General features: G+C 69.2%; 20 protein-coding genes. 2 read left to right on the top strand and 18 right to left on the bottom strand.

Translation table 11 applies throughout. The features are described 5' to 3' along the window. Window positions 1-110: 110 nt before the first annotated feature. From secA to A5704_RS13660, 13 genes are all read right to left on the bottom strand, one after another. Window positions 111-2,936, bottom strand: a complete 2,826-nt coding sequence (gene secA / locus A5704_RS13720) for a preprotein translocase subunit SecA (protein WP_067759043.1) — start codon at window positions 2,934-2,936, stop codon at window positions 111-113. Between the two features lie 83 nt (window positions 2,937-3,019). Further along, complete coding sequence (hpf, locus tag A5704_RS13715) at window positions 3,020-3,688, bottom strand: ribosome hibernation-promoting factor, HPF/YfiA family (protein ID WP_067889435.1); 669 nt, start codon at window positions 3,686-3,688, stop codon at window positions 3,020-3,022. 325 nt (window positions 3,689-4,013) lie between these two features. Beyond that, a complete protein-coding gene (locus A5704_RS13710; protein WP_067759037.1) occupies window positions 4,014-4,646 on the bottom strand; it encodes a ComF family protein in 633 nt (210 codons plus the stop codon). Window positions 4,647-4,730: 84 nt separating this feature from the next. Beyond that, window positions 4,731-6,491 (bottom strand): MtrAB system accessory lipoprotein LpqB, encoded by a 1,761-nt coding sequence (lpqB, locus tag A5704_RS13705; protein ID WP_067889432.1) that lies wholly within the window; start codon window positions 6,489-6,491, stop codon window positions 4,731-4,733. Then, complete coding sequence (gene mtrB, locus A5704_RS13700) at window positions 6,488-8,161, bottom strand: MtrAB system histidine kinase MtrB (protein ID WP_082950280.1); 1,674 nt, start codon at window positions 8,159-8,161, stop codon at window positions 6,488-6,490. The genes lpqB and mtrB overlap by 4 nt, the downstream gene beginning before the upstream one ends. Before the next feature lie 13 nt (window positions 8,162-8,174). Beyond that, the gene (mtrA, locus tag A5704_RS13695; RefSeq protein WP_007168097.1) at window positions 8,175-8,861 is read right to left on the bottom strand and encodes a two-component system response regulator MtrA; all 687 of its coding nucleotides are present in this window, start codon (window positions 8,859-8,861) and stop codon (window positions 8,175-8,177) included. Window positions 8,862-8,941: 80 nt separating this feature from the next. Next, window positions 8,942-9,574 (bottom strand): dTMP kinase, encoded by a 633-nt coding sequence (locus A5704_RS13690; RefSeq protein ID WP_067889429.1) that lies wholly within the window; start codon window positions 9,572-9,574, stop codon window positions 8,942-8,944. A gap of 64 nt (window positions 9,575-9,638) precedes the next feature. Further along, a complete protein-coding gene (gene ahcY, locus A5704_RS13685) occupies window positions 9,639-11,111 on the bottom strand; it encodes an adenosylhomocysteinase (RefSeq protein ID WP_067759025.1) in 1,473 nt (490 codons plus the stop codon). A gap of 101 nt (window positions 11,112-11,212) precedes the next feature. Beyond that, the gene (locus tag A5704_RS13680; RefSeq protein ID WP_067759081.1) at window positions 11,213-11,845 is read right to left on the bottom strand and encodes a TetR family transcriptional regulator; all 633 of its coding nucleotides are present in this window, start codon (window positions 11,843-11,845) and stop codon (window positions 11,213-11,215) included. Window positions 11,846-11,859: 14 nt separating this feature from the next. Continuing rightward, entirely contained in the window at window positions 11,860-12,042 is a 183-nt protein-coding gene (locus tag A5704_RS13675; protein ID WP_067759022.1) for a rubredoxin, read from the bottom strand. Further along, window positions 12,039-12,212: a rubredoxin gene (locus A5704_RS13670; protein WP_067781571.1), complete on the bottom strand. Its 174-nt coding sequence runs from the start codon at window positions 12,210-12,212 to the stop codon at window positions 12,039-12,041. The genes A5704_RS13675 and A5704_RS13670 overlap by 4 nt, the downstream gene beginning before the upstream one ends. Further along, the gene (locus A5704_RS13665; RefSeq protein WP_067889426.1) at window positions 12,209-13,450 is read right to left on the bottom strand and encodes an alkane 1-monooxygenase; all 1,242 of its coding nucleotides are present in this window, start codon (window positions 13,448-13,450) and stop codon (window positions 12,209-12,211) included. The genes A5704_RS13670 and A5704_RS13665 overlap by 4 nt, the downstream gene beginning before the upstream one ends. Before the next feature lie 100 nt (window positions 13,451-13,550). Further along, window positions 13,551-15,059: an APC family permease gene (locus A5704_RS13660; protein ID WP_067759012.1), complete on the bottom strand. Its 1,509-nt coding sequence runs from the start codon at window positions 15,057-15,059 to the stop codon at window positions 13,551-13,553. A gap of 101 nt (window positions 15,060-15,160) precedes the next feature. On the opposite strand from A5704_RS13660, the gene A5704_RS13655 reads away from it, so the two are divergent. Continuing rightward, entirely contained in the window at window positions 15,161-16,543 is a 1,383-nt protein-coding gene (locus A5704_RS13655) for an NAD(P)/FAD-dependent oxidoreductase (protein ID WP_197505037.1), read from the top strand. On the opposite strand, the gene manA is transcribed toward A5704_RS13655, so the two are convergent. From manA to A5704_RS13635, 4 genes are all read right to left on the bottom strand, one after another. Then, window positions 16,521-17,747, bottom strand: a complete 1,227-nt coding sequence (gene manA / locus A5704_RS13650; protein ID WP_067759007.1) for a mannose-6-phosphate isomerase, class I — start codon at window positions 17,745-17,747, stop codon at window positions 16,521-16,523. The two genes, A5704_RS13655 and manA, sit on opposite strands and share 23 nt — an antisense overlap. A gap of 8 nt (window positions 17,748-17,755) precedes the next feature. Beyond that, window positions 17,756-18,856: a TobH protein gene (locus tag A5704_RS13645; protein ID WP_067759004.1), complete on the bottom strand. Its 1,101-nt coding sequence runs from the start codon at window positions 18,854-18,856 to the stop codon at window positions 17,756-17,758. Continuing rightward, entirely contained in the window at window positions 18,853-20,250 is a 1,398-nt protein-coding gene (locus A5704_RS13640; protein WP_067889423.1) for a phosphomannomutase/phosphoglucomutase, read from the bottom strand. The genes A5704_RS13645 and A5704_RS13640 overlap by 4 nt, the downstream gene beginning before the upstream one ends. Before the next feature lie 122 nt (window positions 20,251-20,372). Beyond that, window positions 20,373-20,822, bottom strand: a complete 450-nt coding sequence (locus A5704_RS13635; RefSeq protein ID WP_197498888.1) for a DUF3499 domain-containing protein — start codon at window positions 20,820-20,822, stop codon at window positions 20,373-20,375. 173 nt (window positions 20,823-20,995) lie between these two features. Here A5704_RS13635 and A5704_RS13630 point away from each other — a divergent pair, with 173 nt between their 5' ends. After that, window positions 20,996-21,418, top strand: a complete 423-nt coding sequence (locus tag A5704_RS13630) for a metallopeptidase family protein (RefSeq protein WP_067758997.1) — start codon at window positions 20,996-20,998, stop codon at window positions 21,416-21,418. 15 nt (window positions 21,419-21,433) lie between these two features. On the opposite strand, the gene A5704_RS13625 is transcribed toward A5704_RS13630, so the two are convergent. After that, window positions 21,434-21,772, bottom strand: a complete 339-nt coding sequence (locus A5704_RS13625) for a WhiB family transcriptional regulator (RefSeq protein WP_007168083.1) — start codon at window positions 21,770-21,772, stop codon at window positions 21,434-21,436. Window positions 21,773-21,870: the final 98 nt, after the last annotated feature.

The following is a 21,870-nucleotide window of genomic DNA, read 5'->3' as shown; positions in this document are numbered from 1 at the left end:
GACGCATGGGGCGACTGCCTCAAATCCCCGGGCCGTGGCGAGCGTGAAGCGAGCCGCACCTTCGGCGCCGAGCGTGAAGCTAGCCGCACACTCGGCGAGAAAGGCGCGCGCTAGCGGCGCTTGACCGACTTCGGCGGCTTGGCGCCGCGGCCTTGCTGCCTGGCGGCCGCGCGGCGCTCGCGCCGGGAACCGCCGCCCGCCACGCCCGCCGGCGTCCGCTGACCGTCGCCGCCGTTGCGTTGCACCTGCGCCGAGCCGTCCTCCGACGGGCCGGAGTAGGTCATCGCCGGCGCCTCGTTGTCAATCCCCTTGGCGCGTAACTGGGTTGGCGGCTCTTCCCGCGGGGGCGGGGCGGCCTCGCCCTGGTCCGCCGCGGTTCCCAGATCCTTGAGCCCCTCCGGCGTTTCCACCGGCGCGACCTGTGGGGTGGGCACCGCCTCGACCGTGACGTTGAACAGAAATCCGACCGACTCCTCTTTCATGCCGTCGAGCATCGCCATGAACATGTCGTAGCCCTCGCGCTGGTACTCCACCAGCGGGTCGCGCTGCGCCATCGCACGCAGCCCGATGCCTTCCTTGAGGTAGTCCATCTCGTAGAGGTGCTCGCGCCACTTGCGGTCGATGACGTTGAGCAACACGTTGCGTTCCAGCTGGCGCATCGCGCCCTCGCCGGCGATCTCTTCCAGCTCGGCTTCCCTTGCGGCATAAGCCCGTTCGGCGTCCTTGAGCAGCTCGTCGAGCAGCTCCTCGCGGGTGAGGTCGTCGCGGTCGGAGTCGGCGTCCACGCGCATCAACGTCTCGTGGTCGATGCCGACCGGGTACAGGGTCTTGAGCGCGGTCCACAACGCCTCGAGGTCCCAGTCCTCGGCGTAGCCGTCGGCGGTCGCACCGTTAACGTAGGCGGTGACCACGTCGCGGACCATGTCCAGCGCCTGCTCCTTGAGGTTCTCGCCCTCCAGGATGCGGCGGCGCTCGGCGTAGATCACCTTGCGCTGCTGGTTCATCACCTCGTCGTACTTGAGGACGTTCTTGCGGACCTCGAAGTTCTGCTGCTCGACCTGTGTCTGGGCACTCTTGATCGCGCGGGTGACCATCTTGGCTTCGATGGGCACGTCGTCGGGCAGGTTGAGCCGGTTGAGCATCGCCTCCAGCGCGGCGCCGTTGAACCGGCGCATGAGCTCGTCGCCCAGTGACAGATAGAAGCGGGACTCGCCCGGGTCGCCCTGGCGGCCGGAGCGGCCGCGCAGCTGGTTGTCGATGCGCCGCGACTCGTGCCGCTCGGTGCCCAGCACGTACAGGCCGCCGGCCTCGACCACCTCGGCGGCCTCCTTGCCGGCCTCCTCCTTGACCTTGGGCAGCTCCTCGTGCCAGGCCGCCTCGTACTCCTCGGGCGTCTCCACCGGGTCGAGGCCGCGCTCGCGCAGCCGCTGGTCGGTGAGGAAGTCGACGTTGCCGCCCAGCACGATGTCGGTACCGCGGCCGGCCATGTTGGTCGCCACCGTGACCCCGCCGCGGCGGCCCGCCACGGCGACGATGCCCGCCTCCTGCTCGTGGTACTTGGCGTTGAGCACGTTGTGCGGGACGCGGCGCTTCTGGAACTGGCGCGACAGGTACTCGGAGCGCTCGACGCTGGTGGTACCGATCAGGACGGGCTGGCCCTTCTCGTAACGCTCGACGACGTCGTCGACCACCGCGATGTACTTGGCCTCCTCGGTCTTGTAGATGAGGTCGGACTGGTCGGTGCGGACCATCGGCTTGTTGGTCGGGATGGGCACCACGCCCAGCTTGTAGATCTCGTGCAGCTCGGCCGCCTCGGTCTGGGCGGTACCGGTCATGCCGGCGAGCTTGTCGTAGAGCCGGAAGTAGTTCTGCAGCGTGATGGTGGCCAGCGTCTGGTTCTCGGCCTTGATCTCGACGTGCTCCTTGGCCTCGATGGCCTGGTGCATGCCCTCGTTGTAGCGGCGGCCGTAGAGCACGCGGCCGGTGAACTCGTCGACGATCAGCACCTCGCCGTCGCGGACGATGTAGTCCTTGTCGCGGTTGAACAGCTCCTTGGCCTTCAGCGCGTTGTTGAGGTAGCTGACCAGCGGCGAGTTGGCGGCCTCGTAGAGGTTGTCGATGCCGAGCTGGTCTTCGACGAACTCCACACCCAGTTCGTGCACGCCGACGGTGCGCTTGCGCAGGTCGACCTCGTAGTGGACGTCCTTTTCCATCAGCGGCGCCAGCCGGGCGAACTCGAGGTACCAGTTGGAGGCGCCGTCGGCGGGGCCGGAGATGATCAGCGGGGTGCGGGCCTCGTCGATCAGGATGGAGTCGACCTCGTCGACGATGGCGAAGTTGTGCCCGCGCTGCACCAGGTCGTCGAGCGAATGCGCCATGTTGTCGCGCAGGTAGTCGAAGCCGAATTCGTTGTTGGTGCCGTAGGTGATGTCGGCGGCATACGCCACCCGGCGCTCGTCGGGGGTCATCTGGGCGAGGATCACGCCGACCTCGAGACCGAGGAAGCGGTGCACGCGGCCCATCCACTCGCTGTCGCGTTTGGCCAGGTAGTCGTTGACGGTGACGACGTGCACGCCCTTGCCGCCGATGCCGTTGAGGTAGGCCGGCAACACCGAGGTCAGGGTCTTGCCCTCACCGGTCTTCATCTCCGCCACGTTGCCGAAGTGCAGCGCCGCCGCGCCCATCACCTGCACGTCGAACGGGCGCTGGTCGAGCACCCGCCAGGCCGCCTCGCGGGCCACCGCGAAGGCCTCGGGCAGCAGGTCGTCGAGGCTTTCGCCGTCGGCATGCCGCTTCTTGAACTCGTCGGTCTTGGCCCGCAGCTCCGCGTCGGTCAGCTTTTCGACCTCGTCGGACAGGGTGTTGACGTAGTCAGCCACCCGCTTGAGACGCTTGAGCATGCGACCTTCGCCAAGGCGCAGCAACTTCGACAGCACAGCTATGTCCCCTGTTGGTTAGGAGTCTCTTCTCTTAAGGCGACTCCCATCGTAGGTGACGACGCCGTGATGGCCGTCGTACCTCAGGAGAGCCTGATCAGCCCGTAGTCGTAGGCGTGCCGCCGGTAGACCACGCAGGGCCGCTCGGTCTGCTTGTCGTGGAAGAGGAAGAAGTCGTGCCCGACGAGCTCCATCTCGTAGAGCGCGTCGTCGACCGTCATCGGCGTAGCCGGGTGTTCCTTGGTCCGCACGATCCGACCGGGCTCGTGGCCGGCCTCGGCGCCGTCATGCCCGGCCGGCGGTTCGGGCGCACGTTCCTGCGCCGGCGGCGGCACGACCGCGGTGGCGGCGGCCAGCGACACCGGCGTCTTGTCGCCGTAGTGGACCTTGCGGCGATCCTTGGCGCGGCGCAGCCGGTTCTCCAGCTTGTCGACCGCGGACTCGAATGCCGCGTAGAAGCTGTCGGCGCAGGCCTCCGCCCGGCTTACCGGCCCGCGGCCGCGGGCGGTGATCTCGACGCGTTGACACGATTTGCGCTGTCGCCGGTTGGGCGCGTGCTTGAGCTCGACATCGAAGAGATAGATGGAGCGATCGAACCGCTCGAGGCGGGCGAGTTTCTGGGAGACGTACACCCGATAGTGGTCGGGGATTTCTACGTTGCGGCCCTTGAAGACGACTTCGGCGTTGGTCATCGGTTGAACTTGGCCGTCGGTTTGCGTCGGCGGTTGGTCGAGAATTTGACCGGAATCCACGGATAGCCTTGACATACGTGACAACTCGTTTCTCTTTCACGTCGCACGCGCCCTGCGTGCCCGGCTTGCTGACGACGCGCCGACGAGGTGGGGAGAGCGGGTCTTTTCACCTGAATCACCGCTGCAGGCTGCTCGCCGATGCAAGGTGTCGAATACTCACCCCTTCCCGCGAGTGGGGTCTCAACCTGGGAATGTCGCGACCAGTGAGTCAGACCAGTGAGTCGATTAACGTTGTTCTCGACGTTAGCTCTTGTTCGCCTCGCCATGCCACTGATTTCGCGGAGCTGTTGCGAGTTCTTCACATACTCTTGGCGACCGCACAGCCTCACGCGGCCGCGACCGTCAGCACTGCGGTGACCCGGACCCCCGCCGCCCGCAGTACCCGCACCGACTCCCGTGCCGTGGCCCCGGTGGTGACGATGTCGTCGACGATCAAGACCTCGGTGGGCGGCGCCGCGCGCCGCAGCCGCACCCGGCCCGCGACGTTGCGCTCGCGGGCCGCGGTGCCCAGGCCCACCGAGTCGCGCACCAGCGCCCTCATCCGCAGCGCCGGGGCGACGGCGATCGCGGGATGGCCGGCCACCGCCGCGCGCGCGAGCCGGGTGACCGGGTCGCCGCCGCGTCGGCGCGCCGCCGAACGGCGCGTCGGGGCCGGCACGACGGTCAGCGGGAGCTCGACGATGCCCCAGGACAGCAGCCGGTGCACACCGGCGGCCAGCGCCCCCGCCAACGGCCCGACGAGATCCGTGCGGCCGTGCTCCTTGAGCGCCAAGATCGCCTGGCGGCGGGCGCCCGCGTAGCGGCCGAGCGCGAACACCGGCACCTGCGGATCGACGCGCGGGGTCACCACATGGGGTTGGTCGGCGGCCACCGATAGCTCCCGTGTGCAGGCGGCGCACCAACGGGTCGACGGCGCCCCGCAGCCGCCGCACTGCAGCGGCAGGATGAGATCCAGCACGGGGTCAGTGTCGCCGGCGGGACCGACAACCGGGGTGATGGTGGCGACCCGCCACGCCCGGCTCCGCCGCGCTCGCGATCGCCACTAGCCAGGCAGGACCGGCGCCGCCCCGAACACCATCAGGCCCGGCACCTCCGACCACCCCTGCTGGCTTTCGGCGGCGGCCGCCGAATACTGCAGCACCCCTTGGGGAGCCCCGACGTAGACCGTCGACGGGTTGGCGGCGACCGTCAGCACCGGCATCTGCAGACCCCGGGACGGCGCGTCGGAGTTCACCCCGTCGAGGTTGACGTACGACACCGGATGGCTGGCGTCCGTGCGGGTCACCACGATGTCGTCACCGGTGCGCCAGGACAGCGACACCACCGAGTTGCCCAGCCCGAAGCCGAGCCGCCGCGGGTAGGCCAGGGCGTACTGGCCGGCCTGGGTCTGCTCGACGCTGGCCAGGATCACCTGGCCACCGATCACCATCGCGGCGCGCGTGCTGTCGCGGGACAGCTGCAGGTCGGTGATCGGACCCGGGAAGCGGGTGGACACGGCGACGGAATCGACGGGAATGCGGGCGGGCTGCCCCGACGCCGGTTCTTGGATCGCGCGCAAAACGTTGTTGCCGTCCACCACCACCCACACGGCATCGTCCAGCGACCAGCTGGGCCGCGTCAGGCCGTGCCCGTCGGCGGACTGGACCGCCTCGCCGCCCAGGTCGCCGATCCACAGCGAGGCCGCCTCATCGGGCGCGCCGCGGTGCAGGGTGACGACGGACGCGACCTGTCGCCCGCTGCGCGACAGCGCGGCGCCGGTCTGGTCGCCCATCCGCCCGAAGGCCCCGGGCACGTTGGCGAAGTGCTGGCCGTCCAGGGAGACCAGCGACCCGTTCACCAGCGCATGTAGCCCGGCGCCCGCGCCGTCGGCGACGCCCGGGTCGGTGGCGGCGACGTCGGACGTCGTCCAGCCCTCCGCGAACCGGTCGTCGAGCGGGGCGCCGTCGGCGTTGATCACGTACGGGCCCCTGATGTCGGCCCGCGCCAGCGTCCAAATGATCTGCGCGGCAAGCAAAGCCCTGCTGTGCGGGTCGGTGGTGGACAGCTTCTCCAGGTCGATGCGCGCGCCCCCGTAACCGCGCCCGATCCCGTTCTTGCCGCCGTCGGCCCGGGTCACCGGCCCGCGCAGCCGCAGCGGCGGGGCGAGCAGGTTGCGCACCGTGTGCGCCATCTCGGGGCGCGGCCCGCCGATCAGCTTGGAGACCAGCTCGGTCGCCAATTGGTCGTGGTCGGCCACCGCCACGTAGCGCGGATCGGGCACCACCGTCTTGCCGGTCGGGTCGGCGAAGTAGAGCGTGTTGCGCTTGTACGTCGACTGGAACTGCTGCCAGTCCAGGAACACCCCGTTGGGCAGGCGGTCGATCCGCCACCCGCCCGAGGTCTTGACCAACTCGATCGGGCCGGGGTCGGGCAGCACCCCCTCGGCGGTCTCGAACACCCCCATGTCCGACAGCGACCCCAGGATGTCGGCCCGCATGTTCGCCGAAACCCGTTCGGCGGCACGGGTTTCCACGAACACCACGTGGTCGATCAGCAGGGCGCTACCGGCGTCGTCCCAGGCGTTGGACGCCGACTGGGTGAGGAACTGGCGGGCCGCCAGGTGTCGGTTCGCGGGATCGGCTGTGGCCTTGAGGAATTCGCGCAGCAGGACGTCGGGGTCCATGCCGGGGGTCGGCTTGGGCAGGTTCGACGGCGCGGGTCGCTCGACCGTGCCGATGGCCTGCGGCGCCGACGAGCTGGGCACGCCCGCGCAACCGGCCAGCAGCAAGGCCAGCATCAGCAGGCCCAGCAGCCGGCGCATCATCCGCTCCTCTCCGCGTGTTCGCGTTGCCGCGAACGGTCTTTGGGTTGCGGGCCGGTGTTGGCGGTCGGCGGGATGGGTTTCATGGGCAGCGGGCTGGTGGTGACCTTGTGCCCGCGGACCAGCGGCAGCGTGAGCCGGAAGCACGAGCCCTCGCCGGGCTCGCCCCACGCCTCCAGCCGGCCCTGGTGCAGGCGGGCGTCCTCGACGCTGATCGCCAGGCCCAGGCCGGTGCCGCCCGACCGGCGCACCCGCGAGGGGTCGGCCCGCCAGAACCGGCTGAACACCAGCTTCTCCTCGCCCGGCCGCAGCCCCACCCCGTAGTCGCGGACGGTGACCGCGACGGTGTCCTCGTCGGCGCCCATCCGGATCTGCACCGGCTTGTGTTCGGCGTGGTCGATGGCGTTGGCGATCAGGTTGCGCAGGATCCGCTCCACCCGCCGGGTGTCCACCTCGGCGATCACCTCCTCGTCGGGCAGGTCGACGAGCAGCTCGATGCCGGCGTCCTCGGCCAGGTGGCCGACATTGCCGAGCGCGCTTTGCACGGTGCTTCGCAAATCCACCGCCTCGACGGACAATTCGGCCACGCCCGCGTCGTGGCGGGAGATCTCCAGCAGGTCGTTGAGCAGCGACTCGAACCGGTCGAGTTCGTTGACCATCAGCTCGGTGGAGCGCGCCAGGGTGGGGTCGAGGTCGGCGCTGTGGTCATAGATGAGGTCGGCGGCCATCCGGACCGTGGTCAGCGGCGTGCGGAGTTCGTGGCTGACGTCTGAGGTGAACCGGCGCTGCAGGTTGCCGAACTCCTCGAGCTGGGTGATCTGGCGGGACAGGCTCTCCGCCATGTCGTTGAACGACACCGCGAGCCGGGCCATGTCGTCCTCGCCGCGCACCGGCATCCGTTCGGACAGGTGCCCCTCGGCGAACCGTTCGGCGATCCGCGACGCCGACCGCACCGGCACCACCACCTGGCGGGACACCAGCAGGGCGATCCCGGCGAGCAGCACCAGCAGCACGGCGCCGCCGGTGATCATCGTGCCGCGGACCAGCGTGATGGTGGCCTGCTCGTTCTTCAGCGGGAAGATCAGGTACAGCTCCAGGTTGGCCACCTGCGAAGAGGCGGGGGTGCCCATGATCAGCGCCGGCCCGGAGAAGCCGTCGGTGTGTACGGTCGCGTACTGGTAGGACGCCTGCCCGGCCTTGACGAAGCCGCGCAGCGAATTGGGCACCTGGTCTACGGGTCCGGCCGTGGACGCCGCGCGCGGCCCATCGCCCGGCACGATCAGCACCGCGTCGAACGCGCCGGCCAACCCGGCGCCCGACGCGGGGTCGGTCTTGGACGTCAGCGTGTTGCGGGCCAGTTGCAGGCTGCTGTCCAGGGAGCGGGTTTCCTCGCCGCTGACGATCCCGCCGACGGTGGTGCGCGCCCGCTCGATCTGTTCGATGCCCGCCTTGACCTTGACGTCGAGCACCCGATTGGTGACCTGAGAAGTCAGCACGAAGCCGAGCGCGAGAATCACCGCCAGTGACATTCCGAGCGTCAGCGCGACCACGCGCAGCTGCAACGACCGGCGCCACGCGACGGCAACGGCGCGACTCACCGCACCCATGCCGCGGGTCATGGGACCCGAACGCCCCCAGCGGCTCCTAGTCCGTCGCGGCGAGCGCCAAATCAAGGACGCTCCCGGATCACGGAGGTCCGGCCTTGTATCCCACTCCTCGAACGGTCAGCACCACGGTCGGGTTCTCCGGGTCCTTCTCAACCTTGGCCCGCAGACGCTGGACATGCACGTTCACCAGGCGGGTGTCCGCCGGGTGCCGGTAGCCCCACACCTGTTCGAGCAGCACATCACGAGTAAACACCTGCCGCGGTTTGCGCGCCAACGCGACCAGCAGGTCGAACTCGAGCGGCGTCAGGGAGATCTGCTCGCCGTTGCGCGTCACCTTGTGGGCCGGCACGTCGATCTCCACGTCGGCGATGGACAGCATCTCGGCCGGCTCGTCGTCGTTGCGCCGCAGCCGCGCCCGCACCCGGGCCACCAGCTCCTTGGGCTTGAACGGCTTCATGATGTAGTCGTCGGCGCCCGACTCGAGGCCGAGGACCACGTCCACGGTGTCGGTCTTGGCCGTGAGCATCACGATCGGGACGCCCGAATCGGCGCGCAGCACGCGACAGACGTCGATGCCATTCATGCCCGGCAGCATCAGGTCCAACAACACCAGATCGGGGCGCAGTTCGCGCACCGCAGTCAGGGCCTGGGTGCCGTCACCGATGACCGCGGTGTCGAAACCCTCCCCACGCAGCACGATGGTGAGCATCTCGGCGAGCGAAGCGTCGTCATCGACGACGAGAATCCTTTGCCTCATGGAGTCCATGGTGTCACCAGATCGGGACAAAACTCGGACACCACACGGGTGTTTCTTCCCCGATAAGGGCGAATCGAGACCAAATTGTGCTAACCGGCGTCCAAAGAGACGGCCAACCGGCCAGGATCGACGTCCGCGTCGACCACCAGCCACCGGCCGCCCCAGTCCGCTTCGGCGAGTCCGGCGTAGACGGCGCCGGTGCGCTGCTGGAGGCCGTCGTCGCGTTCGTAGCTGTCCCGGGCCCGCCCCGGCTCGTGCTCGGCCCGGTGCCGGGCGCGCCGCGCGGCGAGCTCGACCGGCACTCCGAGCAGCAACTGCCAGTCGGGCGACGGCAGGCCCAGCCGCTCATATTCCAGCCGCCGCACCCACTCGACCGCCGGCCCGCCCGCGTCCTGGTGCAGGCGCGCGGCGCTGTAGGCCGCGTTCGAGGCGACGTAGCGATCCAGGATCACGACGTCGTGGTCGCGGCGCAGCGCCTCGATCTCGTCGACGGCGCCCGCCCGGTCGAGCGCGAACAGCATCGCCATCCCGTAGACCGACGACGACAGGTCCCCGTGGTCGCCGTGCAGGGCCTCGGCCGCGACGTCGGCGGTCACCGATTTCCCGTAGCGGGGGAAGGCCATGATCGCCACCGACTTCCCGGTCGCCTCGAAAGCCCTGCGCAAGCCGTCGGACAGCGTCCGCTTGCCCGCGCCGTCAACCCCTTCGATCGCGATCAGCACGGCGCCAGCCTAAGCGCGACGCCGAACGCCGCGCTGGCGCGACGCTCGGCGGGCCAGCAATGACTCAGTAGCGGTAGTGGTCGGCCTTGTAGGGACCGTCGACGTCGACGCCGATGTACTCGGCCTGCTCCTTGGTCAGCTTGGTCAGCTTTCCGCCGAGCGCCTCCACGTGGATGCGGGCCACCTTCTCGTCGAGGTGCTTGGGCAGCCGGTACACCTCGTTGTCGTACTCGTCGTTCTTGGTCCACAGCTCGATCTGCGCGATCACCTGGTTGGAGAAGCTGTTGCTCATCACGAACGACGGGTGGCCGGTGGCGTTGCCCAGGTTCAGCAGCCGGCCCTCGGAGAGCAGGATGATCGACTTGCCGCTGTCGGGGAACGTCCACACATCGACCTGCGGCCGGATGTTGGTCTTGGTCGCGCCGGAGCGCTCCAGCTGGGCGACCTGGATCTCGTTGTCGAAGTGCCCGATGTTGCCGAGGACGGCGTAGTCCTTCATCGCCTTCATGTGCTCGAGGGTGATGATGTCCTTGTTGCCGGTGGCGGTGATGACGATGTCGGCGGTGCCGATCGCGTCCTCGACCGTCTCGACGTCGTAGCCCTCCATCAGGGCCTGCAGCGCGTTGATCGGGTCGATCTCCGTGACGACGACGCGCGCGCCCTGACCCTTGACCGAGTCGGCGCAGCCCTTGCCGACGTCGCCGTAGCCGCAGACCAGCACCTTCTTGCCGCCGATCAGCACGTCGGTGCCGCGGTTGATCCCGTCGATCAGCGAGTGCCGGCAGCCGTACTTGTTGTCGAACTTGGACTTGGTCACCGAGTCGTTGACGTTGATCGCCGGGAACGCCAGGTCACCGGCCGCGGCGAACTGGTACAGGCGCAGCACGCCGGTGGTGGTCTCCTCGGTGACACCCTTGACCGACTCGGAGATCTTGGTCCACTTGTCCTTGTCGGTCTCGAAGCGGTTGCGCAGCAGCTCCAGGAAGACCTTCCATTCGGTGGGGTCGTCCTCCTCGGCGGGCGGCACCACGCCGGCCTTCTCGTATTGCGCGCCGCGCAGCACCAGCATGGTGGCGTCACCGCCGTCGTCGAGGATCATATTGGCCGGCTCGTCGGGCCAGGTCAGCATCTGCTCGGCGGCCCACCAGTACTCCTCCAGCGTCTCGCCCTTCCAGGCGAACACCGGAACACCCTTGGGCTCCTCGGGCGTGCCGTACGGGCCGACGACCACCGCGGCGGCGGCGTGGTCCTGGGTGGAGAAGATGTTGCACGACGCCCAGCGGACCTGCGCGCCCAGCGAAACGAGGGTCTCGATGAGGACCGCGGTCTGCACCGTCATGTGCAGCGAGCCCGAGATCCGCGCCCCCTTGAGCGGCTGCACGTCGGCGTATTCGCGGCGCAGCGACATCAGACCTGGCATCTCCTGCTCGGAGAGCTCGATGTCCCGGCGACCGTAGTCCGCGAGCGACAGGTCGGCGACCTTGAAGTCGATGCCGTTGCGGACGTCGGCGGTCAGCGAACTTTCAGTCGTCGTCATTAAAGTTCCATTCCTTCTGCGGCTTGGTTCGAAAGAGGATTACTTAGCTTAGGTATACGCTCTTGCGCCACTGTAGTCGGCGGCCCAGGCGCCGGCCGTCGTCAGGGGACGTTGACGACGCCGTGACGCTCGGCGAACGGCGTCATCAGCCGCGCGAGGTCCGCCGCCACGTCGTGGTCGGCCTCGGGCGGCATCGAGACGTAGCTCATCGCCAGCCGCACGATGGCCCGCGCCAGCACGCCGGCATCCTCGTCGCTGGTGGCCACCCAGCTCTGGGTGAACGCCGTGCTCAGCCGTTCCGACGCCCGGGTGATGATGGGCCCGCTGTCGGTGGTGATGATCTGCAGCAGGTCCGGCTTGGCGACCCCGGTCAGCAGCGAGATCACCAGCGGGTCCGCCGCCGACTCCGCGAAGAAGGCCCGAAAGCCCTGCAGGAACGCCTCGTAGATCTTGCCGACGTTGGCGACGATGGCGGTATGGACGGCGTCGACCAGCCGGTCGGCCAGGCGCAGGGCGTAACCCTGCGCCAGACCCTGCCGCGACCCGAACTCGTTGTAGATGGTCTGCCGGCTGATGCCCGCGGCGCGGGCCACGTCCGAGAGCGTGATGGCGGACCAGTCGCGGGTCAGCAGCAGCTCGCGCATCGCGTCCAGCACCGAGTCGCGCAGCAGGGCGCGCGACGCCTCGGGGTAGGGCATCCGCTTCACAGGCGCGACAATAGCCGCTTCGGCCATGCCGTTGGTGCCGATCACGCCCGGGCTATCTCGACCATCTCGAAGTCGGATTTCGCCGCGCCGCAGTCCGGGCAGCTCCAGTCTTCGGGGATGTCGTCCCAGCGGGTCCCGGGCGCGATGCCGTCCTCCGGCCAGCCCTTGGCCTCGTCGTATTCGAATCCGCACTGCACGCAGATGAAGAGCTTGTAATCGGTCATCGGATGGCTCCTGTCTCCTGGAAATCGATCTTTTCGCGCACCGAACAGTCGGGGCAGCACCAGTCGTCGGGAATCTCGGCGAAGGGCGTGCCCGCGGGAAAGCCTTCCCGCGGAGCGCCTTTCGCCTCGTCGTAGATGTAGTCGCAGCCCGGGCAGCGGTAGGCGCTCATGCCCTCACCCCGTAGCGGGCCAGCACCCGCTTACGCACCCGCGGGTGGATGTTCACCTTGGTGATGTCGCCGTCGTAGTGTTCGAGCACCCGGTGGTCCATCACCTTGCGCCACAGCGGCGGGACGTAGGTCAGCGAGATCATCGACGCGTACCCGCTGGGCAGGTTGGGCGCGCCCGCCATGCTGCGCAGCGTCTGGTAACGCCGCGTCGGGTTGGCGTGGTGATCGCTGTGCCGCTGCAGGTGGTACAGGAACAAGTTGGTGACGACGTGGTCGGAGTTCCAGCTGTGCACCGGTGCGCACCGCTCGTAGCGACCGCTAGCGTTCTTCTGCCGCAGCAGCCCGTAATGCTCCAGGTAGTTGACCGCCTCGAGCAGGCTGAAGCCGAAGACGGCCTGGATGATGACGAACGGGATGAGCGCCGGGCCGAAGACCGCGATCAGCACGCCCCACAACACGATCGACAGCAGCCACGCGTTGAGCACGTCGTTGGACAGGTACGTCGCGGGGTTCCACGGGTTCTTGTCCAGGCGGCGCAGGCGCTGGGCCTCCAGCCGCAGCGACGAGCGCAGGCTGCCGAACACGCTGCGCGGCAGGAACTCCCAGAAGGTCTCCCCGAAACGGGCCGACGCGGGGTCCTCGGGCGTGGACACCCGCACGTGGTGGCCGCGGTTGTGCTCGATGTAGAAGTGGCCGTAGCAGGTCTGCGCCAGGGTGATCTTGGACAGCCACCGCTCCAGCGAGTCCTTCTTGTGGCCCATTTCGTGGGCGGTGTTGATGCCGACGCCGCCGAGGACGCCGACCGACAGCGCCACGCCCAGCTTGCCCGCCCAGCCCAGCGCGCCGTCATAGCCCAGCCAGCTCAGGTTGGAGGCGGTGAACAGGTACGCGCCGAAGACCACGCTGAGGTACTGGAACGGGATGAAGATGTAGGTGCAGTAGCGGTAGTACTTGTCGTTCTCCAGCTGCTCCATCACCTCGTCGGGCGGGTTCTGCCCGTCGGGCCCAAAGCGCAGGTCGAGGATCGGCAGCAGCACGTAGACGAGGATCGGCCCGATCCACAGCGGCGCCTGCGCGGCGGCGTGCCAGCCGAGCTGGTTGAGCCCCCAGACGATCGGCAGCATCACGAAGAGCGCCGTCGGGGCGATCAGTCCCATCAGCCAGAGGCGTCGCTTCTTGTCCCGCCAGACGGGCGGCTCCACCGCCTCGGCGTCTGCCTGCCGTTCGAGTGTGGTCATATGCCAAACCTCCTTGTGAGTCACACCACGTTGGAGATTGACAATATCGCCATCAGCGTCTCGTGTCTAGACACAAGAGGTGCTTTTGTAAACGGATTCGCTAGGGCACGGCGTCGGGCTCGGCCCGGGCGGGCGGTGCGACGCCCTCCGCCTCGCGGCGGCCCTGCACGGAGTGCCGATAGCCGTAGCCGACATAGATCGCGGTGCCGACCGCCAGCCAGACGCCGAACCGCACCCAGGTCAGCGCAGTCAGGTTGACCATCAGCCAGACGCACGCGGCGATCGACGCGATCGGCAGGACCGGCACCCACGGGGCGCGGAAGCCCCGCTCCAGGTCCGGGCGGGTGCGGCGCAACACCATCACGCCGGCCGAGACCAGGACGAACGCGAACAGCGTGCCGACGTTGACCATCTCCTCGAGCTTGGCGATCGGGAACACCGAGGCCGTCGCGGCCACCACCACCGCGACGAGCACGGTGATCCGGACCGGGGTGCCGTGGGAGCCGGTCTTCGCCAACTGGCGCGGCAGCAAGCCGTCGCGCGCCATCGCGAACAGCACGCGGCATTGGCCGAGCATCAGCACCATCACCACGGTGGTCAATCCGGCCAGCGCCCCGATCGCGATGATCTTGCTGGCCCAATGGATGCCGTTCGCGGTGAACGCCGTGGCGAGGTTGGCCGGCTTGTGGCCGGGCATGGTCTTGAGCTGGGTGTAGGAGACCATCCCGGACAGCACCACCGAGACCGCCACGTAGAGCACGGTCACGATCGCCAGCGACGCCAGGATGCCCCGCGGAACGTCGCGCTGGGGCCGCTTGGTCTCCTCGGCCATGGTCGCGACGATGTCGAACCCGATGAACGCGAAGAACACGATCGACGCTCCCGCCAGCACCCCGTACCAGCCGTAGTGGCTGCTGTGCGCCCCGGTCATCAGCGACAGCACCGACTGGTTGACGCCCGACGCCTCGTGCCCCGCCTCCGGCTTGGGGATGAACGGCGAATAGTTGGAGCCCTTGATGTAGAAGGCGCCGACGACGACGACCAGCAGCACCACCGACACTTTGATGCCGGTGATCACCGCGGAGAACCGCGACGACAGCTTGGTGCCCAGGGCGATCAGCACGGCAACCCCGGTGACGATCAGCAGCGCGCCCCAGTCCAGGCTGACCGAACCGAGCTGCGTTGTGCCGCCGGCAAACCCGAACACGTTGCCCAGGTAGCTCGACCAGCCCTTGGCCACGACCGCGGCGCCGATCGCCAACTCGAGCAGCAGGTTCCAGCCGATGATCCAGGCGAGGAACTCCCCGAAGGTGGCGTAGGAGAACGTGTAGGCGCTGCCGGCGACCGGCAGCGTGGAGGCGAACTCGGCGTAGCACAGCGCCGCCAGCGCGCACGTGACCGCCGCGATCACGAACGAGATCCAGATCGCCGGGCCGGTGATGTCACCGGTCGTCGACGCGGTGACGGTGAAGATACCGGCGCCGATCACCACGGCAACCCCGAAGACGACCAGGTCCAACCAGGTCAATTCCTTGCGTAACCGGGTGTCTGGCTCGTCGGTGTCGGCGATCGATTGTTCGACCGACTTCATGCGCCATCGGTTGGCCATCCGTCGCCCTTTCCCTCTACGAAGGGGACCCATTGGTCCGTCACAGTACTGGGTACTCTGCCGAGATGGCGGACACCAAAGCAAACACCAGGGACCATGCGGTGGTCATCGGCGGCAGCATCGCCGGGCTGTGCGCCGCGCAGGTGCTCTCGGATGCGTTCTCCCGGGTCACGGTCTACGAGCGCGACGAGTTGCCGAGCACACCGTCGAGCCGGGCGACCGTTCCGCAGGACCGGCACCTGCACATGCTGATGGCCCGCGGCGCAATGGAGTTCGAGAGCCTTTTCCCCGGGCTGCTGGAAGACATGGTGGCCGCGGGCGTGCCCATGCTGGAGAACCGGCCCGACTGCATTCATCTCGGCGCCGCGGGCCACGTGCTCGGCACCGGACACACACTGCGTGACGAATTCACCGCGTACGTGCCCAGCCGGCCGCACCTGGAGTGGCAGCTGCGCAAACGCGTCCGCAACACGGACAACGTCACGATGGTGCGGCGCTCGGTGGCCGAACCGCGGTTCGACCCGGCGCGCCAGCGGGTGACCGGGGTGCTGCTGGATCCCGTCGACGGCGAGGATCCGGAATTCGTCGCGGCCGACCTCGTCGTCGACGCGGCAGGCAGGGGCACCCGGCTGCCGACGTGGCTGACGCAGTGGGGCTACGAGCGCCCGCGGGAAGACCTCCTCGACATCGGCATCTACTACGCGACCCAGCAATTTCGCATCCCGGACGGCTTGATAGCGGAGAAGGTAGTGGTCGCCGGCGCGTCGCACGACAAGTCGCTGGGGCTCGGCATGCTCTGCTACGAGGACGGCACCTGGGTGCTGACGACGTTCGGGGTGGCGAACGTCAAGCCGCCGCAGACGTTTCCGGAGATGCTGGAACTGGCCGAGGAGCTGGTCCCGCCCCACGTCAACGCGGCGCTGAAGCAGGCCGATCCCATCGGCGAGCCGGCGTTCCACGCCTTTCCGGCCAGCAAGTGGCGCCGCTACGACAAGCTGGACCGCTTCCCCGCCGGCATCATCCCCCTCGGCGACGCCGTGGCCAGCTTCAACCCCACCTTCGGGCAGGGCATGACGATGACCTCGCTGCAGGCCGGCCATCTGCGTCGCGCGCTGAAACTGCCCGACGACCAGCTGGCCGCCGAACTCAGTCGGGCCACCGCCAAGTCGACCTTCCCGGTGTGGACGATGAACGCCATCGGCGACGTCACCTTCCACCACGCCGAGACCAAGGGGCCCATTCCCTGGTGGTGGCGGCCCTCGGGCGCGCTGTTCGACCAGTTCCTCGGGGCCGCCGAGACCGATCCCGTTCTGGCCGAATGGTTTTTGCGCCGGTTCTCGCTGCTCGACAGCCTCTACATGGTCCCGCCGCCGCGCATCGTCGGCCGCACGATCGCCCACAATCTGCGGCTGTGGCTGGGCGAACGCCGTCAGGCCGCCCGTGGCGATCGCCGGCGCACCCCTACAGCCCTACGGTCGCCCTGAACAGCTTGGTGGGCTCGCGCGCGACCAGCCGGATCGGGGCGTCGTCGGCCGCCACCCAGGCGGCCATCCCCCGCTGCAGCGTCAGCGACCCGGACTTGCCGTGCACCGTCGTGCACCCCTCGGTGCACAGCAGGATCTGCGGACCCTCGTGGCTGCACGAGGCGTCGACCTCGTGGCCCAGGTAGTCGCCGTCGAGCTCCAGCAGCGCGACCGCGAATTCCTCGGCCGGAGTCTCGTAGATCAGGCCGAAGCCCTCGCGGCGCACGTGGGGGCGCACCTGTTCCTCGGTGGTCGGGGTGAAGTCGAGCACCCGTAGCAGTTCGGGGACGTCGACGTGCTTGGGGGTCAGGCCGCCGCGTAACACGTTGTCGGAGTTGGCCATCACCTCCAGGGCGAAACCGCGCAGGTAGGTGTGCAGGCTGCCGGCCGACACGAAGATCGCCTCGCCCGGGGCCAGCGTGATGCGGTTCAGCAACAGCGCGGCCAGCACCCCGGCGTCGCCGGGGTAGCGTTCCCCGAGCTCCAGCACCGTCTTGACCTCGCCGGCGAATTCCGTTGCCCCGGAGCTGATGTACTGGATGGCGCCGTCCAGCACCGCGGGCACCAGCACGTCGATGTCAGGCTGCGGCGCGGTGATCCAGGTGGTGAACAGCGCGCGCAGGCCATCGGCGTCGGACTGGTCGTTGAGCAGGTCGATGAAGGGGTCGAGGTCGGAGACGGACAGCGCCCGCAGCAACTCGACCGTGCGGGAGGCCTGCCGGAATCCGGCGAGCGCCTCGAATGGCTGCAGCGCCACCAGCAATTCGGGCTTGTGCGAGGTGTCGCGATAGTTGCGGACCGGCGAGTTCAGCGGAATGCCCAGCCGCTCCTCCCGCAGGTAACCCTCGGCCGCCTGCGCCGCGCTCGGATGGGCCTGCAGCGACAGCGGCTCGTCGGCCGCGAGCACCTTGACCAGGAACGGCAGCACGTCGCCGAACCGGGCGCGGGCCCCGGGGCCCAGCTGGCCTTCCGGGTCGGCGACCAGCGCGTCGAGCAACGAGATCTCGCCGGCGTCCGTTTCCAGCCAGGCCGGGTCGCCCGGATGCGCCCCGAACCAGAGTTCGGCCTCCGGATGGGCAGCCGGGACCGTCCGCCCGGTGAATTCGGCGATGGCGGTACGCGATCCCCAGGCGTACGTGCGTAAGGCCCCGCGAAGCAGTTCCACTGTGTTATCTATCCCCGCGCCAGGCGCGCGTAAACCGCGGCCATCTCCAGTCGAACGGCCAATACTGCCAGTTGCTGCTCGGCGCTGATGGCGCCGCCCAACGCGGGCGCGACCGTCGACCCGGCAGAGCCGCCGGGACCGTCGGGCACGTCCTCGGCGGCGAGCAGGTACACGTCGTCGAGCCCGGCGGTCCGGGCCGCCACGATGGTCTGCTCGGCGGACAACGTGAGGGCCAGCACCAGCAGCCGCCGCGGCAGCGGCCCGTCGATCTGTTCGTCGTGGAAGAGCGCGTCGGCGGGATCGGCGAAGCCGCCGGAGACCCCGGCCCGCAGCGCGACGACGGCATCCGACAGCCCGGTCGCGGCAACCACCTGGTGCGCGATCCGCAGCAGGACGGAACTGCCGTGCCGGGCCAGCGCGAGCGTCGCGGCGCAGTCGCCGGCCAGCGCCACCTGCCGATCGGCGATGCGCGCGGCAATCGTCTTGGCCGGGTTGGTGAACAGCTCGCGGGCCGCACTGTTGCGCAGCGCCTCGGCGTCCAGCTCGTCGGCCAGCGCCCGCAGGTCGACGCTGGGTCGCTGGTCGACCGCCTGCACCACCGCCAGGGCGGCGGCCAGGTAGCGGCACAACCCGAACTCGTCGGGGATCGGAAGCCGCGGCGCCAGCACCGCCGCGCGGCCAGCGGTGGCGTCCCGCAGCGGACCCTCGTACGGCGCGACGACGACGACCCGCGCCCCGCGGCGCACCCCGGTGGCGGCCGCGGTGACCAGCGCCGGATCGCCGGGATCGTCGCCCGCGACGATCAGCACGTCGAGCGGGCCGATCCACGGCGGTACCTCGGCGGTCAGCGTGATCGGCTCGGAGGCCGCTCCGGCCACCGTCGCCGCGACCATCGCGCCGGCGTTGTCGGCGGTCCCGCGGCCGGCGACCCAGATCAGGCTGCGCGGCCGGTCGTCGGCCCGCAGCGGATCCAGGGCACCCTCGTCGACGGCCGCGGCGATCGCGCGCACCTGCGCGCCCGCCGACGACGCGGAGCGCAGCAGGCCGTCCCGGTCGGCGGCGAGCAGGCCCTCGGTGTCTTCGAGATCGATCGCCCGGACGGTGTTCACGGCGCGGCCTCGGCGGGCGCCGACTGCGCCTGGATCTGAGCGCTGATCTGCGCGACCACCGCGTCTACGTCGTCGGTGCTGCGCGCCTCGACGTTGAGCCGCAGCAACGGCTCGGTGTTGGAGCTGCGCAGGTTGAACCAGCTGCCGTCGCCGAGGTCGACCGTCACGCCGTCCACGTGGTCGATCGCGTGGATGCGGCTGCCGAAGGACTTCAGCACCGCCTCGGTGCACAGCGCGGCGTCCGCCACGGTGAAGTTGATCTCGCCTGACGACTCGTAGCGCTGGTAGTCGGCGGTCAGCTCCGACAGCGGCCGGTCCTGCTCGCCCAGGGCCGCCAGCACGTACAGCGCCGCCAGCATCCCGGAGTCCGCGCCCCAGAAGTCGCGGAAGTAATAGTGCGCCGAATGCTCGCCGCCGAAGATGGCGCCGGTGTCGGCCATCATCGCCTTGATATAGGAGTGCCCGACGCGCGAGCGCAGCGGTGTGCCGCCGCGCTCGGTGACCAACTCCGGCACCGCCCGGGACGTGATCACGTTGTGGATGATGGTGGCGCCGATCTCCCGGCTCAATTCGCGCGCGGCGACCAGGCTGGTCACGGTCGAGGGCGACACCGGCCGGCCGCGTTCGTCGACGACGAAGCAGCGGTCGGCGTCCCCGTCGAAGGCCAAACCGATATCGGCGCCCGTCTCGCGGACATAGGCCTGCAGGTCCACCAGGTTGGCCGGGTCGAGCGGGTTGGCCTCGTGATTGGGGAACGAGCCGTCGAGCTCGAAGTACAACGGCAGCAACGTGATCGAGTCGATCGCCCCGAGCACCGCGGGCGCGGTGAGGCCGGCCATGCCGTTGCCCGCGTCCACCGCCACCCGCAGGGGGCGCAGCCCCGAGGTGCTGACCAGCGAGCGCAGAAACTTCCCGTAGTCGTCCAGCACGTCGCGGTCGCTCACGGTTCCGGGCTGTCCGTCATAGCGCTCGACCCCGGCGATCACGGACTCGCTGACGGTGCGCAGGCCGCTGTCGGCGCCGACCGGCTTCGCGGCCGCCCGGCACAACTTGATGCCGTTGTAGGCCGCCGGGTTGTGGCTCGCGGTGAACATCGCGCCCGGGCAGTCCAGCAATCCGGAGGCGAAGTAGAGCTGATCCGTGGAGGCGAGACCGATGCGGACCACGTCCAGGCCCTGGCCCGTCACACCGGAAGCGAAGGCCGCGGCCAGCGTGGGCGAACTGTCCCGCATGTCGTAACCGATCACCACCTGCCGAGCGCCCTCGTCGCGCATCAGCTTGGCGAACGCCGCGCCCAACGCGGTGACCAGCGGCCCGTCGAGTTCTTCGCCGACCAACCCCCGCACGTCGTAAGCCTTGACGACGCGGTGCACGGTCGCGGCGAGCCGAGACATGCGGGGGCCTCCTGACGCCTTGAAAGGGTTCGCGTTCCTTCGCCTCTTGGCCGTCAGCCTATCGGCCCCAGGGAAACACGGGCCGCAGCGGTGCGCAGGGGCCGCGCGCCACACCCGAACGGCTAGTCCTTGGGGTCGGGCAACACCCGCAGGTGTCCGCGGCGCCGGCCCGACCGATGCTCGGGTGGCGCCAGCACACTGCTGCTTGGCGCGGTGGCCCCGCCGTGATGAATGTGCGGGTCCGCGAAGCCGTTCAGGGGCGTGCCGGTGCCGCCATAGGGCACGGCGCGCTCGACCTGGCCGCCTTCGCGCACCGCGTCGGCGAGGGCGACCAGGTCGTCCTCGTCGGGGTGCGTGGGCTCAGCATGCAGGGGACCGGCGTGGCGCACGAGATCCCATCCGCGGGGTGCGGTGATCCGGCCGGCATGGCCGACGCACAGGTCCCACGAATGCGGCTCCCGCGCGGTCGCGAGTGGCCCCACCACTGCCGTCGAGTCCGAGTAGACGAACGTCAAGGTCGCCACGGCGTAGTGCGGACACCCGGGCCGGCAACAGCGACGGGGAACGTTCACGAGCGAAAGGCTATCGTGCGCAAACGCCGGTGAAGCGCCGGACACGCGCAACCGGCGGGCCCCCGATGTTCAACCGTTACCATCGGCGCGTGGGCGATTCGCGCAGCTTCCCGCGGAGGGATCGGCCCCAGGGCCGATTCGCTTCCCACCGGTCCTCCCGCCGGGGCCGCGATGTGCGCGGCCCGCTGCTGCCGCCGACGGTGCCCGGGTGGCGCAGCCGGGCCGAGCGATTCGACATGGCGGTGCTGGAGGCCTACGAACCCATCGAGCGGAATTGGCAGGCGCGCCTCGCCGATCTCGACGTGGCGGTCGACGAGATTCCCCGCATCGCGGCCAAGGATCCCGACAGCGTGCAGTGGCCGCCGGAGGTCATCGCCGACGGGCCGATCCCGCTGGCGCGATTGATCCCGGCCGGTGTCGACGTCCGCGGCAACGCCACGCGGGCGCGAATCGTTTTGTTCCGCAAGCCGATTGAGCGACGGGCCAAGGACACCGTCGAGCTCGGTGATTTGTTGCACGAAATATTGGTGGCCCAGGTGGCCATCTACCTCGACGTGGAGCCGTCGATCATCGACCCGACGATCGACGACGAATGATGTTGCGGCGCGGCGTCAGATGATGCCGCGCTTGAGGCGGCGGCGCTCGCGCTCGGAGAGCCCGCCCCAAATGCCGAAGCGCTCGTCGTGCTCCAGGGCGTACTCCAGGCACTCGTGGCGTACCTCGCACCCCAGGCAGATCTTCTTGGCCTCGCGGGTGGAGCCGCCCTTCTCCGGGAAGAACGCCTCGGGATCGGTTTGGGCGCATAACGCCCGGTCCTGCCACTGGTCCGCGACGGGGGCCGGCATCGGCTCGGGTTCGAATGCGACTGGCGCATCAGGAACCACGGTCAAGTGCGGCCGGGCCGGTCGGACCGGCGCCGAGACGATGGGGGTGTGCGGCGTGCTCGCCATGACTCCTCGAAGATGTTCGTAAGACATACGGTCGTCCGCCTCCTCAGTTTGATTGAGAGAGTGAGTGGTTCCCACTATTTCTGATGTGTACAGACAAT

Source organism: Mycobacterium sp. E735 (assembly GCF_001666955.1).
GTDB lineage: Bacteria > Actinomycetota > Actinomycetes > Mycobacteriales > Mycobacteriaceae > Mycobacterium.
This window is presented reverse-complemented; position numbering and strand designations above follow the sequence as displayed.